17 protein-coding genes and 2 pseudogenes are annotated in these 17,041 nt (G+C 61.2%); 7 read left to right on the top strand and 12 right to left on the bottom strand.

Going from position 1 to position 17,041, the window contains the following annotated elements; translation table 11 throughout:
• Positions 1 to 350 precede the first annotated feature (350 nt).
• Together HAP41_RS35550 and HAP41_RS35545 are read right to left on the bottom strand one after the other, a co-directional pair.
• On the bottom strand, positions 351 to 1,577 hold the full coding sequence (locus tag HAP41_RS35550) for an IS91 family transposase (RefSeq protein ID WP_166053869.1): 1,227 nt from the start codon (positions 1,575 to 1,577) through the stop codon (positions 351 to 353).
• 20 nt (positions 1,578 to 1,597) lie between these two features.
• A complete protein-coding gene (locus HAP41_RS35545) occupies positions 1,598 to 2,458 on the bottom strand; it encodes a tyrosine-type recombinase/integrase (protein WP_029085027.1) in 861 nt (286 codons plus the stop codon).
• Positions 2,459 to 2,707: 249 nt separating this feature from the next.
• On the opposite strand from HAP41_RS35545, the gene HAP41_RS35540 reads away from it, so the two are divergent.
• A complete protein-coding gene (locus tag HAP41_RS35540) occupies positions 2,708 to 3,028 on the top strand; it encodes a helix-turn-helix domain-containing protein (protein ID WP_155795367.1) in 321 nt (106 codons plus the stop codon).
• Between the two features lie 918 nt (positions 3,029 to 3,946).
• Here the strand turns inward: HAP41_RS35540 and HAP41_RS35530 are convergent.
• Positions 3,947 to 5,221, bottom strand: coding sequence for an IS256 family transposase (locus HAP41_RS35530; RefSeq protein WP_166064748.1), 1,275 nt, complete (start codon positions 5,219 to 5,221; stop codon positions 3,947 to 3,949).
• 93 nt (positions 5,222 to 5,314) lie between these two features.
• On the opposite strand from HAP41_RS35530, the pseudogene HAP41_RS50800 reads away from it, so the two are divergent.
• Positions 5,315 to 5,478: pseudogene (locus tag HAP41_RS50800) on the top strand (SOS response-associated peptidase); the annotation flags it as partial.
• Positions 5,479 to 6,604: 1,126 nt separating this feature from the next.
• Here the strand turns inward: HAP41_RS50800 and HAP41_RS35520 are convergent.
• The 7 genes and pseudogenes from HAP41_RS35520 to HAP41_RS35485 all read right to left on the bottom strand — a co-directional run bounded on the left by HAP41_RS35520 (position 6,605) and on the right by HAP41_RS35485 (position 11,447).
• A complete protein-coding gene (locus HAP41_RS35520) occupies positions 6,605 to 6,865 on the bottom strand; it encodes a hypothetical protein (protein WP_166086801.1) in 261 nt (86 codons plus the stop codon).
• A gap of 117 nt (positions 6,866 to 6,982) precedes the next feature.
• Positions 6,983 to 7,246 (bottom strand): annotated as a pseudogene (locus HAP41_RS35515) (hypothetical protein).
• 271 nt (positions 7,247 to 7,517) lie between these two features.
• Positions 7,518 to 7,694, bottom strand: coding sequence for a hypothetical protein (locus HAP41_RS35510; RefSeq protein WP_166086818.1), 177 nt, complete (start codon positions 7,692 to 7,694; stop codon positions 7,518 to 7,520).
• Between the two features lie 386 nt (positions 7,695 to 8,080).
• Positions 8,081 to 8,287 carry a hypothetical protein gene (locus HAP41_RS35500; protein ID WP_166086840.1) on the bottom strand — a complete coding sequence of 69 codons (207 nt, stop codon included), beginning with the start codon at positions 8,285 to 8,287 and terminating at the stop codon, positions 8,081 to 8,083.
• Positions 8,288 to 8,820: 533 nt separating this feature from the next.
• The gene (locus HAP41_RS35495; protein ID WP_084795025.1) at positions 8,821 to 9,114 is read right to left on the bottom strand and encodes an HdeA/HdeB family chaperone; all 294 of its coding nucleotides are present in this window, start codon (positions 9,112 to 9,114) and stop codon (positions 8,821 to 8,823) included.
• Between the two features lie 25 nt (positions 9,115 to 9,139).
• Positions 9,140 to 9,424, bottom strand: a complete 285-nt coding sequence (locus tag HAP41_RS35490) for an HdeA/HdeB family chaperone (RefSeq protein WP_224580654.1) — start codon at positions 9,422 to 9,424, stop codon at positions 9,140 to 9,142.
• A 748-nt stretch (positions 9,425 to 10,172) separates the two neighbouring features.
• Positions 10,173 to 11,447 (bottom strand): IS256 family transposase, encoded by a 1,275-nt coding sequence (locus HAP41_RS35485; protein WP_166064748.1) that lies wholly within the window; start codon positions 11,445 to 11,447, stop codon positions 10,173 to 10,175.
• Positions 11,448 to 11,591: 144 nt separating this feature from the next.
• On the opposite strand from HAP41_RS35485, the gene HAP41_RS35480 reads away from it, so the two are divergent.
• Positions 11,592 to 11,981 (top strand): nuclear transport factor 2 family protein, encoded by a 390-nt coding sequence (locus tag HAP41_RS35480; protein ID WP_166086910.1) that lies wholly within the window; start codon positions 11,592 to 11,594, stop codon positions 11,979 to 11,981.
• Between the two features lie 133 nt (positions 11,982 to 12,114).
• Here the strand turns inward: HAP41_RS35480 and HAP41_RS35475 are convergent, their stop codons facing one another.
• On the bottom strand, positions 12,115 to 12,288 hold the full coding sequence (locus tag HAP41_RS35475; RefSeq protein WP_166086913.1) for a hypothetical protein: 174 nt from the start codon (positions 12,286 to 12,288) through the stop codon (positions 12,115 to 12,117).
• A 1,050-nt stretch (positions 12,289 to 13,338) separates the two neighbouring features.
• Here HAP41_RS35475 and tnpA point away from each other — a divergent pair.
• From tnpA to HAP41_RS35455, 4 genes are read left to right on the top strand one after another with little or no spacing between them, the layout of a single operon-like run.
• Positions 13,339 to 13,761: an IS66-like element accessory protein TnpA gene (tnpA, locus tag HAP41_RS35470; protein ID WP_166055731.1), complete on the top strand. Its 423-nt coding sequence runs from the start codon at positions 13,339 to 13,341 to the stop codon at positions 13,759 to 13,761.
• Entirely contained in the window at positions 13,755 to 14,108 is a 354-nt protein-coding gene (gene tnpB / locus HAP41_RS35465; protein WP_166065968.1) for an IS66 family insertion sequence element accessory protein TnpB, read from the top strand. The genes tnpA and tnpB overlap by 7 nt, the downstream gene beginning before the upstream one ends.
• 51 nt (positions 14,109 to 14,159) lie before the next feature.
• On the top strand, positions 14,160 to 15,725 hold the full coding sequence (gene tnpC, locus HAP41_RS35460) for an IS66 family transposase (protein ID WP_166086948.1): 1,566 nt from the start codon (positions 14,160 to 14,162) through the stop codon (positions 15,723 to 15,725).
• Positions 15,722 to 16,324: a plasmid pRiA4b ORF-3 family protein gene (locus HAP41_RS35455; protein WP_166055583.1), complete on the top strand. Its 603-nt coding sequence runs from the start codon at positions 15,722 to 15,724 to the stop codon at positions 16,322 to 16,324. The genes tnpC and HAP41_RS35455 overlap by 4 nt, the downstream gene beginning before the upstream one ends.
• A gap of 320 nt (positions 16,325 to 16,644) precedes the next feature.
• Here the strand turns inward: HAP41_RS35455 and HAP41_RS35450 are convergent, their stop codons facing one another.
• Positions 16,645 to 17,040, bottom strand: a complete 396-nt coding sequence (locus tag HAP41_RS35450) for a hypothetical protein (RefSeq protein ID WP_224580655.1) — start codon at positions 17,038 to 17,040, stop codon at positions 16,645 to 16,647.
• Between the last annotated feature and the right edge of the window lies 1 nt (position 17,041).

Below are 17,041 nucleotides of genomic sequence, written 5' to 3'. Positions count from 1 at the left end.
TCTGTGAGGTCGCGCTCACGCGAGGGCGCGGCAGGCGCTTATGACGCGACCTCATTGAAGCCGGATTGAACGAAGGCGCGGGAGGCTATTCGCGGTTTTGCAGCTATGGGGATTGTTCGAGATCGCCATGCCCGATCTGCTGGCTCGGCGCGTGAGGCAGAGACACAGGAGTGCGCATCCTGGAAGAGTTGAGATCAGACGCGCTTCGCCTGAGATCGCGATAGGCCTTTTGCTGCATCGGACGGTTGTTGTCGCGCAGTGTGACAGCACGGATTCGACATCGTCCGCGATGATCGAGACGCTGGGAGCGAAATGACGAATGATGATCGTCGTGCACGACATGACTTGGCTCACGATGTGTCGCATCGGAACGGTGATGTTCGAGGGCTGGGGCGTCTGAAGCTATGTCGAAAGCGCTCAATGATGCGCATGACGCCACCACAATCGGGACAGGCAGGAACCTCGGCCCAGGTTTGAGCCTCCGAATCCACAGGCGACGGCTGGCCATCGTTTGGGGCTGTTCGCTCATGATCGAGAAGTTCGCGGCAAAGGGCGAGCTTGGCAGCGCGATGGCGGTTGGCCATGAAGCCGAAGTGGCGGATGCGGTGGAAGCCGTCAGGCGGCGTATGAAGCAGGAAACGGCGAATGAACTCATCGGGCTTGAGATTCATGATCTTTGTCGCGCTGTTTTGGCGATAGTCCTTCCATGAGAAGGCGACATGATCGTCGTCGAGTGCGACGAGCCGGCTGTTGGCGATCGCGACGCGATGGGTGTAGCGGCCGAGATAGGCCAGGACCTGTGCGGGTCCGCCGAAGGGCCGCTTGGCGTAAACAACCCAGTTGATGCGTCGCATGGCGTCGAGGTGGGCCGCAAAGGCAGCCGGCTCGGCCAGAGCTCCGAGATCGCCGAAGAAACGCAAGGCACCGGAGTTGAAGGCTGCCGACAGACGTTTGAGAAAAAGTGTGCGAAATAGTCTGGACAACGGTTTGACGGCCAGGAAGAAGTTCGGTCGGCAAGCGGTCCAGCGCGCGCCATCGGGCGAGAGGCCGCCACCCGGAACGACGCAATGGACGTGGGGATGATGCATCAGCGTCTGTCCCCAGGTGTGGAGGACGGCGACGCCGCCGATCGCACCGCCGAGCCGGCGTGGATTGGCGGCGAGCGTCGTCATCGCCTCGGCGGCAGCCTTGAACAGGATGGCATAGACGACGGCCTTGTTCTGGAAAGCGATCGCGGCGATCGGTGCGGGAAGTGTAAAGACGACGTGGAAATAGGGAACCGGAAGCAGGTCGGCTTGACGCGCGGCGAGCCACGCGGCTCGGGCTCTCCCCTGACACTTCGGACAGTGCCGATTGCGGCAGGAATTATAGGCAACGCGTGTCGTGCCGCAGTCGTCGCAAGCCTGCATGTGGCCGCCGAGCGCCTCGGTCCGGCACGCAACGATCGCGCTCATCACGCGCCGCTCGACCCGCCCCAGATGACCGGCATGTACACGGCGATAGGCGTCGCCATGCCGGCGCAGAATATCGGCAATCTCGATGGCGGGCCTGTTGGAGCGGATGTCGGAGCGGGTCATGACCCGCATCCCGCTGCGGGTCATCCAGGTGGCGTCACCTCCAGCGACAGGCGATCGAGCGGGCTCTGCGTCGCTCGGATCGTATCGGTGGCGACCTGCGTGTAGCGCGCTGTCGACGACAAATTATTGTGCCCGAGCAAGACCTGGATGATCCGGATATCGGTTCCGTTCTCGAGAAGATGTGTCGCGAAGCTGTGGCGCAGCGTGTGCAGCGTGACGCGCTTGGTCAGGCCCGCAGCCTTCACCGCCGACCGGCAGGCGGCATGCAGCACGGTCTGATCGATCGGATGATCTTCGTCACGACCAGGGAACAGATAAAGCCGCGGCCGGGCGAGCCGCCAGTAGGTGCGCAGGATGCCCAGCAGCTGGGGCGACAGCATCACGTTGCGATCCTTCGCGCCCTTGCCGTGGCGCACCTGGATGACGCCGCGGGCGCTGTCGATGTCTTCGATCCGCAGTCCCGCAACCTCCGAGGCCCTGAGCCCGGCCGCATAGGCGGTGGTGAGCGCGGCGCGGCTCTTCAGGCTCGATACCGCTTCAAGAAACTGAACCACTTCGTCGGCGCTGAGAACGACCGGCAGCTTGCGCGGTTCTCGCGCATAGGGAATGCGCTCTGGGATGAGCGCCTCGCCGAGCGTGACGCCGTAGAAAAACCGTAGCGCACAGACGATCTGGTTCAGCGCCGGCCATGAGATGCCGGTCGAGACCAAATGCACCTGGAAGGCGCGGACGTCTTCCAGCTCTAACCGGTCAGGCGATCGGCCAAAATAGCGGCTGAACTTCGAAACCGCGCTGATGTAGGATCTTTGCGTCGCCGGCGACAGATTGCGGACGGTCATGTCTTCGATCATGCGGCGGCGAAGAGGGCTCAAATCGGCCATCTCGATACTCCTGTCTGAGGGGGTGGGCTCCAACACCCACATCCTCTCAGCCAGGAGGCGATCTATGCCACCTTGCCCCCTACGCCGCGGCAGCGGCTTCGTTCAATCCCCACCCGATTCTTTCCGGTCGGAAAATGCTCTAGGCGCAATCGCGCCCAAGGTCGACCAGCAGCAAATCTGGATATGGTCCGCTCTGCCGCCGGAAGCGAAAGTGAGCTATCCCGCCGCGATGCAGCAGGAATGACGCTGATGACCGAAACCGTCGCGCCCGTCGCCAAGCCTGTTCCTCGACCGCGATCCAGAAGCGCCGAGACCGTCAGCGCGTCGGCGCTGGCGCAGCACCTCGATTGCAGCCGGACCTACATCGGCAAGCTCGAAGCCGAAGGCGTAATCCAGCGGCAAGGTGACGGCTTCCCGCTCGATCAGAGCCGCGTCGCTTATCTGCGATACCTGCGGCGCGAGCGGCGGCAATCGTCGCGCAGTGAAGCCGATGCTGCGCACGGCGCGGCAATGACAGCGTGTTTTCGAGAACGCTGCAATCTCCTCATGCTGTTGCCGAAAGGCAACTGATTTATTGTTTCTTCGTTGAACTGTTCCATTTTGCGTTTACGCCGCAACAAACAGTTTTAGATTTGCGGTCTCCGGGCTGGGGCGTGTTTTACGACAGCGAATTTTCGAACCCGGAGGCTTTTCGAAATGATTTTGGAATTCCTCGCAATTTTTTCTCTCGTTCAGTTCGCCAACATAATTTCGCGACTGATCGGTCAGCGGAATGACGTACTCTCCTACGTTTCAAGATCAGGTCCTCACCGGTAAGTGTGGCTAAAGCGGCATTGCTGGCACCGTTTTGACGGCATCTATCCTGCACGGTGCGCGACGTAGCGATCTTGCGACCCGGCGCGCCATCGAGCGTGTTGTGTTCGAGGTGCGCACAGAGATTGCCAAGGTCTAACAGGAGTTGGCTGACAAGTGAGGTGAGCCGCCACCGGATGACAACGCATGATGACCGACGCTCAAGTCGCGACACAGGTCCAACGTCGCCTCCGTTGTGCCGGCGTGCCGGCACGCCATCCACCGCAATCTGTAGCGGCGTGCTTGTCCATCGTAGGCCGGGCGGAGTTGTTTGCTATTTCTGCTCCCCGCGATACTCTGACAATCGGCTGGGGGCCTTAGAATGTTCGATGTGTATCTGAACACCAGGCGTGATCTGTTGGTTGTGCGAAATGGTTTGCCAATTCCGCTTCCCGACGCGTCAGGCAGATGGCATAAGAAGAAAAAAGTAGCGAGCGTCAGCGAGGACATTAAGCTCGCCGTTCAGCGACAAGGCTACTACCTGCGCAAGCTAACGGACTTTAAGAAGCGTTAGTCCGCGAACCGCATCTGCAACCTCTACAGCATCGCGACGAACCAAGCTGCGTCGCCGCACTGTTTCGGGGGATGTCCCGATCGCTGTTGAACTACGTCGGGTCGACGTTGCCGGAATGAATATTACGCAGCCCTCGTGACGTGGGCAACGGACTTGATTGTCATGCGATCGTGGTGAGCTTGAAGGGCCGCACGCAGAACCGACAATTGCTTATGCGCCTTCAATCGTCGGAAGCCCTTGTTGGCCTCGATCATACCGGCCGCGACCCATCGCAAGGCCATACCGGCATCCCGCCAGCGTTTAACGTTGCGCGTGACGCGGCGAATGGTGCCCATCATGTTCTCGGCGATATTGGTACAGGCGAGCGATCGGCGAAGCTCCTTCGGCAACTTCAACCGGACGACAGTCAGGATTTCGTCGAGGCCTTCGAGGATACTGGCCGCAACGCCGGGCCATTGCTGGTCGAGTCGACGCGCGAGATTGCGGATCAATTTTTCAGCCTTGTCGGCGTCATCGAGCTCCCAGGCCTGGCGCAGCACCCGGCGGGTGGCCGCATGATGCTCTTTCGGCAGGCGTTCCATGATGTTGCGCGCCTTGTGGATCTGGCAGCGCTGGATCGCAGCGGCCGAACCGAAGGTGCGGCGGATCGCCTTCGACAACGCCTTCGCGCCGTCGGCGATGAACAGTCTTGGCACCGTCGGGTCGAGCCCGCGCGAGACCAGGTTGTCCAGCAGGGCCTGAACCGTTGCTGCATTCTCGGTCGCCCCTTCCACCAGCGCCAGCGGATGCTTGTTGCCTTCGCCGTCAACCCCGATCGCGGCCACCAGCACGAGATCGTCGTCGAGATGCAGCCCGTCGATTTGGACCACCAGAAGGTCGAGCGCGGACAGATCGGCAGCCATGAAGTCGGCCAGCCGCGCCGCCGACAGAGCCACGAACCTCCGCGAGGCCGCCGACTTCGAAATCCCCGATCCGGGCGGTGCCGGCACGTCACCCTCGGGCAGCCGGACGGCGCGGCCGAACCGGCGCGTCGACACATTGATCAGCATCAGGTTCATCGCCCAGCGACCGAGCCAGTCCTCCTGCGCCGCCGTTTCCCAGCTCGGGATCGTGACCTCGCGGCCGTCCATGCCCCGGACCCGCGGGCGATCGACCTCGATCTTGCCGCCGTGGAAACCGATCCGCCCCCGCGTTCGGCCCCAACGGTGCGCCCGCCGCGCCGCATCACGACCGTGGCGCGGCCCGCAGGCCGCTGTCACATCCGCCTCCATCATCGTGCCGAGCGCCTCGATTCCTGCCGCAAGGCAGAACCGATCGAAGCTCGCTCGCACTTCCGCAAATGATTTCTCCACAGCCCCGGTCGCCGGCCAACCAGCCGGTGTGATATCTCTCGTCATGGCGTTGCTCTCCTTTGTGGAATCAGCACCCCGAGCCTACCGGCTCAAGGTGGGCAACGCCGACCTCTTCAGAAATTCAACAGAACCCGGGACATCCCCCTGTTTCGCGTCGCCAACCGATACGTCGGCAACCTCGCACCGATGCCCGGCGTGTTTCCCGACTATCCTGTGCCGGTCGTCCGCAACACAGACGCAGGATGGTGTTGATGCGGTGGGGCATGCCGCCGCCACTCCGCACAGGCGTGCCGCCAGTCACGCCGCCGGCGCCCGGCCGTCGGGCAAAACACCGGGTCATTCCGATCTGCGCCGGTGTCAAGCCGCGCCTGCAAGAATATTCCACTTTACCGAAATTCGGGAATGGCGTATGTGTCGTCCATCCCGGCTCACCAAGAGGGGCGATCTTGTGTCGTCACTGTCGCGAGCCGGGCTTGCGGTGGACGCGGCAGCGTCGGGCGCGAGAGGTCGAGGGCAGGGCGGATTGCTCTCCGTGAGCCCAAGACGTCGTGCCGGATGAGCGGCGCTGTCAGGTTCGTCTCGTCTGCAAGTTTCCAGCTCCGTCGACAGGGCTGGAAAAACTGCGGCGAAATGGCGGGCCGTGCGTACGGCAAAACCGTGTGGTCCTTTCCGCCAGCTATTTCTTCAGTCTGTTGAAAACGGCGTAAGTAATGGAAAACGTAGGCATATTCCGACTGTTTCCGGATCGACGAAAGGCCCGCCCGAACCTGCCGGGCCCTATTAGGCCCTAGTTTCACATCCTGCCGTTGGGCGCGAGTTGGAGTTCGGGAAGCTTAAGTCGCTCGAACGGCCTGAGGATCGCGGCGCGCCCCATGCGGTGGCCCTGCGATCCGCGCGCGCTGTACGGCCTTCCCGGGCCTGCGCTGAGGCGGCCCGGTTGCCGTGGTTGGCCCGAATGAACGGACTACTTTTTCTGCTCGGTGGTGGTTGTGGTGGTCGGGGTGCCGTCGCGCGCGTCCCGTCGCTCGTCGCGTCCTGTGCGCCGGTCTTGACGCCGTTCTGTGCGTCCGGTCCGGCGTTCCTGGCGCCTTTCTGTTCGCCCGCTTCGCCGCTCCTGACGGCGCTCTGTCCCAGACATCGGCGCGTCTGCGGGCGGCGTCGTGGGCGTGGCGGGCGCCGTGGTGGTCTGAGCTTCCGCCTCTGACACCGCCAAAATTGCGGGCGAGGCCATAAGCCCAAACACGGCCGCGTATCCAAGGAAAGTGAGTGCGTTGCGACGACAGACCTGTTTCGGCTCCGAACGTTCACTCATCGTCAGGCTCCCGGTTGCTGTTGCCCCAGAGCATGGCACCTGAGGTCGAGAGCCGGCGCTTGATCTAGATCAAATAGGCGCAGTTGCACCCGGCAGCGTGCCAACGTCGTCAAAGATTACTTTTTGGTCGGCCCGCTGCTCTCATTTACTTGGTCAGCTTCAAGCCACGCTGGAATTTCCGGAGACGGGATTGACGTTCTCGGCATGTGGGGGATCATGGTCCCCGCGGTGACGACCAATCCCTCGTTGAATTTGGTTCGCGCAAAATCCTTCGCTTCTGCTTCGGTTTCAAACGTCTTGGTTAAGCGCGGATGTCGCCGTCTTAACAGCGTGCCATCCGGCGGCACTTCAAAAGTGACGTACCAAGTGTGTTTCATGCCGTGATGCCGCCCCCGGTATCGGTCGCCTGCGCCCGCGCCGGGGGCGATAAAAAAGCCGCCACCGGGACGAAGCGGTGACGGCTTCTTTCTCGCTCGTGACCGCGAAACAAGTCTTTACCGCCCCGCCCCAACGCGATTGACGCCGCCATTTGCATTGCCACCGGCGTTATGACGGACCGCAGCGCGCGCCACCGGACGAGGCCTCAGCACGACGCCTGCCCGGGCAACGCAACCCACTGGATATTCAACCTACTGGCAGTACACGACCGCCTGGGCTGGCGCTGGATTGAGCGTGACACCTGCAAGCCCCAACAGGGCGCTAGCAGCAATCCCGGCAACAGTCGCTGACTTGATCGAAAGACGCTTCTCCGGATGCATGTTGGACCTCCCTCTTCGCGCTTGCGTCACTGAAAGGTGACGGGAGCCGCCTCAGGTGCGGCTGAACATGGCATGAGCGCTAAAGGATCGCTGACGTTGACCTAGATCAACGGAGGGTCTGTGCGCTGTTGCCCCTCCCGGTGTCCGCCCTATGGCCCGGCGCTGGCGGCGCGCTGTACGGCCTTCTGCCGGGCCTTGGCGGTGCCGTAGGCCGCCTGTCGCCGTTGCGGTGACGTGCTGCCGCGCTCGCGGGTGATGAGGCGACGCCGCGCTAAGGGTTCTCCTCGCTGTGTTCTTCGAGCAGCTTCCGGGTAGCCTTGATGCGGGCGGAGACGTTCTGAAGCGTTGCGTCCGAACTGATACCTTGCGAATGCAGGAGCATCCACAGGGCTTCGGCAAGGATGACTTGATTTTCTAAAATGGCGCGTTGGATTTTATCCATCATCATCCATGCTCCGTTGGTTGCCGTCCGCTGTCGGTCGCCTTTCCGCGCCGTGATGCTGGCGCGGTCGAGCGCGCGGCTTCGATCAAGTTGCAGATTTTGCGCTTTTGTCCCAAGAACAGAACCGCGCTTGCGTTGCGCGGCGGCTGGCGATGGTGACGCGGTGGCGCTGCCGGTGCGAGCCGCTGCCCGTGGGCACTGAGGGCGTTACGCCCGCTTCGCCGTCTTGGAAGCTTCGATCATCGCAAGCTCAACATGATCGGCAAGGCTGGTCAGATGCAGGGCCAACATATCGAACATTTCCCGCTTGGTCGGGACAGTGGCAAGATCGCGGATTAGCGCGGCCTCAGCAGCATCCTTCCGAAGCTTTTCAAGAGCCGCTTGATAATCCCTCATGGAGTTGCTTTGGGCGGCCGCTGGGCGGTTGACCCTAAGCTTTCGTTCAGCCAGTCCGCCGTATCGGCCCCGGACGCCTTGCGGAGCAGTTTGTCTTTTCCTGCCCCGGGGGGAAGAAGCGCCGCAACTTCGCGCGCCGTCTTGGCGAATGCCGCAAGACGATCTTGCAGCGGCACTTGTTGCTTGAAACGACGCCATTTCATGGTGCGCTCCTTTCTTCAAGAGGAAGGCGGGAAGCGCAACCGGCGTTCACATCACCGATAAGAGCCTATGACCGGGCGGTGATGCAGGACCAACACTCTTCGAGCAAGTCTGTTCCGGGCCCGCTCAGTCAAAGAGGACCGGGGCCATGACCAATCGGTCGTCAGGGTCCTGTGGAGGGCGCGAGTTCCTGCGGGGACCGCGCGACGGCCCCGCGCAAGCGTATTTGCAATCGCGCAATCCCGGCTTTATTTATGCGAATTGGTACACAAATTCCGTGTGCGCCGATTGGCCATAAGCAGGCCGCAAACTGCGAATGTTTAATGCCCGCCTCAGCCGCGTGAGCGGACATTATCAGCCAAGTCTGTCGAGTCCGAAAGGGGCCAACAAAAGGAGACGTATTGAAGCACGCGCGGTTATGCGCGCAACAATGAGGCGGTTGCGCAGTTCCATTGGCCCGTTCAACTCTCGGTCGAGGAGTGACAATGTGGCCGGCCAAGACTCCGGCCGCGACGCCGCCGTCGGGGCCCACAACCTAGCTGGCGCTTTTTTGAATGGCGGTTGGCAGCGTTTCGGATTTGTGCTTTTTGCAATAGGCGACAACTTTTTCGGAATTCTTTTGCAGGCGGTCGTAGTCCAAAACATTATTATTTGCAGCCGCGTTATAGTAGCCGCTCATGAAATACCTTACGAAATCTCGGTCTGCTGAACCGTATCCTAGCCAATTTCCGCAAGTGATCTTGTTCATGTCCAGCTTGATCTGAGCCGCGGCTGGCGCTGATGCCGCGCCTATCAAAATCACAGAAACGACAAGAGCCCTGCATTTCATAGCGATCCTCCAAAGTCCCGAGCCGTCAATTTTTGCCTACCGATTGTTGCAAGCCATACATAACGCTTTCCGCCGGATGGTATTGGCACCATGCCTTTACGTTGGCGATATTTTGTTGATGCAAAGCAAGGTCCACAAAGGTCCTGTTGTTCTGATAACTGAACCAACCGCTCATCCAGGCAGAAAACTTATCTGACTGTGACTGCGGCATAGCAAGATATTGGCTACATATGATCTTGCCCATATCAATGGTTACCTGCGCATTCGCAACGATTGGAATTATCGAGACAGCAAACGTCAGACTGATCAATCTACATCTCATCGAGGTTGTCCTTGATGCTGATCTACAGGGATCTGGAGAGGGCTGCCACCACAAGGACGCAAGAAAACGAAGTCTCGCGCCGCTCATGTTGATCTAAATCAACAGAAGTCCGCTTGGGGTCATTCGCGTCGTTTTGACCCTGCGCTGACTACTTCCGGTTTCCATCCAACACCGGACATATCGTTGCACTAGGTCGCGGTCACTTGCCCTGCTGCTTGATCGCCCACAGCCGATAGGCTTCGGCCTCGTAGGCGTCCCGCTCTGTCGGCGGCGGGATCAGCTTCGCGCCTTCGCTGCGGAAGTGATCGAGGCCGCGCCCGAGCGCCTTGCGAAAATCTCGGCGCGCGCGCCAAGCTTACAGCCCATCGTGTGCCTCATCGCCGCTCCGCCGTCGCCGCTCTTTGCGCCTGCCACGTTCGGATTGAACGGAGCTGCGCGAGGTCGTCCGGGTCCTGTGAGGCGTGTAGAAAACGCGGGGACCGCGCGACGCCGGGAGGTCTGGATATTTGCTGCGAGAAAATCCGTTGTTGCAGTTGCAGGCGAAGGCGAACGTCTGCCTTGGCCTGACAGCGACGAACTTTCGCTCCGTATGAAAATGACGCTGGGCCCAAGAGGAGACATTTCGAGGCGACCGATTGGTTGCTATATTCGGGCTTTGTACGTCACAGTGACCACGATTAGGGGGATGTCCCGATCGCTGTTGAACTACGTCGGGTCGACGTTGCCGGAATGAATATTACGCAGCCCTCGTGACGTGGGCAACGGACTTGATTGTCATGCGATCGTGGTGAGCTTGAAGGGCCGCACGCAGAACCGACAATTGCTTATGCGCCTTCAATCGTCGGAAGCCCTTGTTGGCCTCGATCATACCGGCCGCGACCCATCGCAAGGCCATACCGGCATCCCGCCAGCGTTTAACGTTGCGCGTGACGCGGCGAATGGTGCCCATCATGTTCTCGGCGATATTGGTACAGGCGAGCGATCGGCGAAGCTCCTTCGGCAACTTCAACCGGACGACAGTCAGGATTTCGTCGAGGCCTTCGAGGATACTGGCCGCAACGCCGGGCCATTGCTGGTCGAGTCGACGCGCGAGATTGCGGATCAATTTTTCAGCCTTGTCGGCGTCATCGAGCTCCCAGGCCTGGCGCAGCACCCGGCGGGTGGCCGCATGATGCTCTTTCGGCAGGCGTTCCATGATGTTGCGCGCCTTGTGGATCTGGCAGCGCTGGATCGCAGCGGCCGAACCGAAGGTGCGGCGGATCGCCTTCGACAACGCCTTCGCGCCGTCGGCGATGAACAGTCTTGGCACCGTCGGGTCGAGCCCGCGCGAGACCAGGTTGTCCAGCAGGGCCTGAACCGTTGCTGCATTCTCGGTCGCCCCTTCCACCAGCGCCAGCGGATGCTTGTTGCCTTCGCCGTCAACCCCGATCGCGGCCACCAGCACGAGATCGTCGTCGAGATGCAGCCCGTCGATTTGGACCACCAGAAGGTCGAGCGCGGACAGATCGGCAGCCATGAAGTCGGCCAGCCGCGCCGCCGACAGAGCCACGAACCTCCGCGAGGCCGCCGACTTCGAAATCCCCGATCCGGGCGGTGCCGGCACGTCACCCTCGGGCAGCCGGACGGCGCGGCCGAACCGGCGCGTCGACACATTGATCAGCATCAGGTTCATCGCCCAGCGACCGAGCCAGTCCTCCTGCGCCGCCGTTTCCCAGCTCGGGATCGTGACCTCGCGGCCGTCCATGCCCCGGACCCGCGGGCGATCGACCTCGATCTTGCCGCCGTGGAAACCGATCCGCCCCCGCGTTCGGCCCCAACGGTGCGCCCGCCGCGCCGCATCACGACCGTGGCGCGGCCCGCAGGCCGCTGTCACATCCGCCTCCATCATCGTGCCGAGCGCCTCGATTCCTGCCGCAAGGCAGAACCGATCGAAGCTCGCTCGCACTTCCGCAAATGATTTCTCCACAGCCCCGGTCGCCGGCCAACCAGCCGGTGTGATATCTCTCGTCATGGCGTTGCTCTCCTTTGTGGAATCAGCACCCCGAGCCTACCGGCTCAAGGTGGGCAACGCCGACCTCTTCAGAAATTCAACAGAACCCGGGACATCCCCACGATTAGTCCCGTAGGAGTGCTAACCCTTTTAGGGGAGACAACAATGGGCGATTTGAATTCGGTGATTATCCGCAAGGCCTACGAAGACTTTGCGATAGGAAGCATCCCCTCGGTTTTCGCGGTTTTCGACGCCGGCATCACATGGCACGTTCCCGGTCATAGTCCCCTATCAGGCGACTATACCGGTCACGATCAGGTCGGAGGCTTCTTTCAACGCACGATGGAGCTTTCGGGAGGCGCGTTCTGCATGGATGTGCACAATGTGCTGGCTGAAGACGATCTCGTTGTCGCCTTGGTTACCGTGAACGCAGAACGAAACGGGCTGTCCGCGTCGTTTCCGGAGATCCACGTCTGGCAGATGAAGAACGGAAAGGCGACCGACTTCCGCGAGTATCAAGGCGATGAGCAGCGGGAGGACCAATTCTGGTCTTGAGACGCCGTCATTTCATCGAGCGATAGATGGCACAATGAGGGCGACGCTAAGATCGACGATCCTTCAAAAGCGGGCGCGACGCAACAGGAATGGCGCTGATGTCCGAGACCGTCACCGTTGATGGCCCTCATCGTCAAAGGGCTGCGACCGTCAGCGCGTCGGGCCAATGACGCTGCACCTCGATTGCAGCGGGGCCTACATCGGCAAGCTCGAGACCGAAGGCGTAATCCAGCGGCAAGGTGACGGCTTCCCGCTCGATCAGAGCCGCGTCGCCTATCTGCGATACCTGCGGTGCGAGCGGCGGCAACCGACGGACGCTTCGCCAGTCCCATCGTCTTCAACCGTCTCGCTATACTGAGGACTGGAACGACGAGCGGGAAGAAGCCGTGTGGGGGCGCCGCATTAACTTCCGCCGACACTTGCTGGGCATTGTGAGACCGGCTGACGTGGATGCCGCTCTTGGACGTCTCATCTTGTCTAACGGCGAGGTCTCGCGGGAGAAAAGAACGCATCGGTTGGCTATGAACTTGGTCCGACAGGGGCGAGCTGAGGTTCGGGACTTGATCATTCGCCAGCGGGAAGCCGTTGTCCGGTCAGTCTAATGGAACTTTGCGAGCGAGCCGCCAAACGTGTTCGGGGTGAGCGAGTGCTGGCTAAGTGCGAATTTGCGTAATTCTACGGGTTCACATCACGTTCGCTTTTAGAAAATTCTTCTCCCGACCGCAGCTGGGTTTCGCGGGGCGAACCGCGAACCAATTGGGGCGACGGGGAATAATCGTCTACCGCGAGGGCGCGTACCTCCCCCGAACCGCTCAACGATCATGAACTCTATCGGATTGCATCGGGTGAGGGCCGCAAATCGATTGCTGAGCGAGCGCCCGAGACGGTCGAGTTAGCCCGTAAACTGGCGCGCGCAAGACCCAAGGGCGGCAAGCGATCACTCCGCGAAATCGCGGCAACGCTCGCGGAAGCCGGTCACCTGACGAAGCACGGCAATCGCTATGCTGCGACCGCCATCAAGCTCATGCTCGACAGGAAGTGACACGATAACGCGAAGCCTCAGGACGCGATGCCAAGCATTCTTTCCGCAGACCCACCGAGGGAGGGAAAATTCCGGATGAAAGCATGCATATTTTCGGCAAAGCCCCCTCACAAAGCCGACCGTCAAAACAATCCCGACTAATGTGCTCTGGAGCCCGACAATCTTCTCGGGCTGCCTGCAATCGCCAAGTGGCCACGAGGCCTGCTTCGTCCGCATGACGGACGACCGTAAGCGTAGCGCCGAGGCCCGTCTGATTGTTTGTGCGGAGTCTTGAGAGCACCGTTAGAAGAGTCATCTTCTGGAAGGGTGCTCACAATGGACGACCATTCTGACGACATAAGACGACCGTTGTCACCGCGTATTGAAGTGTTCGCTGGCGCAGGTCGAAAGCGCTGGCCGGATGATTTGAAGGCGCAGATTGCGGCGGAAAGCCTCGAACCGGGGGCGGTTGTAACAGACGTCGCTCGTCGCCATGGCTGCCGGCCCCAGCAGGTGCATGATTGGCGGCGCCGGGCGCGTTTGGGCCAGTTGGTATTGCCGGCGTCGGCGGACACGCTGTCGTTCGTGCCGGTGGTGTCGGAATTAGCGTTGCCTGCGGCCGCAGAGCCCTCCGGTTCGCCGGAAGCAGCCATTGTTACGGTTGAGTTCCAGGGCGCGCGCGTGGAGGTGCGCGGGGCGCCTGGCCTTGCTGCGTTGAGCGATGTGTTCATTGCGCTGCGACGGACACGTTCATGCTGACGATGCCGGCGAGCCTCATGATCTACGTGGCGACGCAACCTGTGGACTTCAGGAAGGGTGCAGAGGGCTTGGCGCTGCTGGCGAAGGATACGCTGGGCCATGACCCGATGAAGGGCGTGGCGGTGGTGTTCCGTGCGAAGCGCGCCGATCGGGTGAAGATCGTCGTCTGGGATGGCAGCGGCCTTGTGATGTACTGGAAGCGGCTCGATGGCAGCGGCTTCAAATGGCCACCCATCGTGGCCGGTGTGATGCGGATGAATGGGGCCCAGCTGTCAGCACTGCTGGCCGGCATGGATTGGACGCGCATGCACGCGCCTCGGATCCCGCAGCCGAAAGCGCTTGCGTAAAAATGCAAATCATCGCTGCATCGTGACGCGAAGCATGGCAAGCTCGGGCCAATGAGTGATTTGCCTGATGAGCTACCGAGCGATCCAGCCGAGTTGCGTGCCTTTGCCGCGGCTCTGCTGGATCGCTGCGCCCGGCTCGAGCGGTTGCTCAAGCTTGCGAAAGATGCGCAGTTCGGTCGGTCCTCGGAAAAGCTGGACGCTGATCAGCTGCAGCTTGTTCTGGAGGATATCGATCAGGCCGTTGCGGCTCTCGAAGCCGCCGAGAATCGTGCCAATCCCAAAACAGGCGAGAAGAGAGCTGCCGCGCGCAGAGCCAACCGTGGTCAGCTGCCGGAGCATTTGCCGCGCGTCATCGAGACTATGATGCCGGCCGAGAGCTGCTGCCCGTCTTGTAAGGGCAACCTCTTCGAGATTGGTCAGGATGAGAGCCAGAGGCTCGACGTCGTTCCGGCGCAGTATCGCGTCATCATCACCCGCCGTCCCAAGCTGGCCTGCCGCGCCTGTCATGGCGTCGTCCTGCAGCACGCGGCTCCCGAGCGATTGATCAGGGGAGGATTGCCCACCGAGCGGCTGGTCGCGCATGTGATCGATGCCAAGTATCACTGGCATTTGCCGCTTTACCGCCAGGCGCAGATGCTGGCGACGCACGGAATAGCGCTGGATCGTTCCACGCTCGCCTTCTGGGTCGGCTATGCCGCCCAGGAATTGAAGCCCGTGTGGCATCGTCTGCGCCAGCTTCTGCTCGCCTCCTCGAAGCTCTGTGTCGATGAGACCCCGGCGCCGGTGCTGGATCCGGGGCGCGGCAGAACAAAAACCGGCTACTTCTGGGCGCTGTCACGCGATGACAGGCCTTGGGCCGGACCTGATCCGCCTGGGGTAGTCTATGCCTATGCACCGGGCCGCGGCGCCGTTCATGGCTTGCGGCTGCTGGAGGGCTATCGCGGCATCATCCACTGCGACGGCTATCAGGCTTACAAGACCATGACCCGAGAGACGCGTGCGGACGCCCTGTCCGGGACGCTCGCCTTCTGCTGGTCGCATCTGCGGCGCCAGTTTGTGAAGATCGAGCGGGAGGCTGCGCCTGCGCCAGCTCCGGTTGCCCGCGAGGCTCTTGAGCGCATCGCCCAGCTTTACGCGGTCGAGAAGGCCCTCCGCGGCCGATCTGCGGACGAGCGCCGTGCTGGCCGACAAGCGCATACCCGGCCTCTGGTTGCAGCCTTGAAGCAGTGGTTTGAGGCCAAGCTCGATCACCTTGCGCAGAAGAGCGACACGGCGAAGGCTTTGCGCTATGCACTACGTCATTGGGACGGCCTGACGCTCTATCTTGATGATGGGCGCATCGAAATGGACACGAATGCTGTCGAGCGTGCGATGCGACCGATCAAGCTCAACGCCAAGAACTCTCTTTTTGCCGGTTGCGACGAAGGCGCCGGGAATTGGGCATTGCTGGCTTCGCTCATTGAGACCTGTAAGCTCAATGGCTTCAGTGCCGAGCACTGGCTCGCTGACGTTCTCGCCAAGCTCGTCAATGGTTGGCCTGCAGCGCGACTGGACGAACTGCTTCCCTGGGCGTCGACCTATACGATGCATACACGCGATCCGAGGCTGGCGGCATGAGCCTGAACACGACCGCGGTCCGGATCAAGGTGACCCTCAAGGATGTGAAGCCGGAGGTGATGCGTCGCCTTGTCGTACCCGTCACCCTGCGCCTTGATCGGCTGCATCTGACGCTTCAGGAGGCATTCGGCTGGACGAACAGTCACCTCTTCGAGTTCTTTGCTGGTGAGGCACATTGGGGGATTCCCGACCCCGACAATGATTACGGTCACCAGCCCATGGATGCCCGCAAAGCGCGGCTGTGCGATATCGTTCGCGAGACCGGCGCCAAGACGATCCACTATCTCTATGACTTCGGCGACAGCTGGGACCATGTGATCAAGCTCGAAAAATGGTTCGAGAACACCACGACGGAGGGGCTTCCCTTCCTGCTCGAGGCCGCCGGTCGTTGTCCTCCGGAAGACGTCGGCGGTGCGCCAGGCTATGCCGAATACCTCGCCGCCATCAGCGACCCCGCCCATCCCGAGCACGGACACATGCGCCTCTGGGGCCCGGAGCGGTTCGATCCCAACGTCGTCGACCGGAAGGCACTCGAAGCCGCCGTCAACGCGTTGTCCGACACAAGGAAGCCGCGGCGACGCGCCACGCGAACAAAATAGGCGTCAAGCGCCATTCAAAAGGGCCGCAGAGCTACGCTTACGGACGACCGAAGTAATTGCGACTGGGACAAGCATTTTCCGACCCAACGCTAACAGCGGCTGCTGGCAACTGCGAGGCTGCCAGCAGGCGCTGACGACGTCTGTTTAGGAGGGTTGAGCGGAAGTCCGCAGTCATCGCCCAGACCGACGCGATTGACCCAGAACGGACCGCGCTGCTTTGGGTTAGGTGCGGAGGTCAAGAATCTTGCACCAGATTTGCGGTCGAACAATTCCAGCGGGTTGCGCAGCGGCATCGTATGTCGGTGGGGTGCGCCGCCGCATCAATGCGTTACAACGATGAAATCCGTGTCTTTTCCCGTCTCGTGGCTAAATCCGTCGTCGGAAATAATCAATGAAGAGGCCGGCGTCAGAAGTTTAGAGATCCTCTCAACGGTATCCCGCGGTATTTCGATGCGGTTGAGGACAGCGTTGGCTTTATCGGGAGACGGTACCGATAGGGCGGTTTGCTTCACGGGCGCTTCGCGTTCTTTTGTGGCATCCTCGATGCGAGGAAATTCGTCCGGAATCGACACGACGGTCCAGCGAATAGCCGCTCCCTCGCTCTGGAATTCCATTGCAGTAAACACGTGCGTTCCAAGGGGCTCCTCCGGATTTTCGATCTTGACCGCAACATCAAACAACGGCGAGAAGCCCTGACGCACGAAGAGCTTGCTCAAC

The organism is Bradyrhizobium barranii subsp. apii (assembly GCF_011516635.5).
GTDB classification, from domain to species: Bacteria; Pseudomonadota; Alphaproteobacteria; order Rhizobiales; family Xanthobacteraceae; genus Bradyrhizobium; species Bradyrhizobium barranii.
The sequence above is the reverse complement of the archived record's forward strand: the minus strand, read 5'-3'. Positions and strand labels throughout refer to the sequence as shown.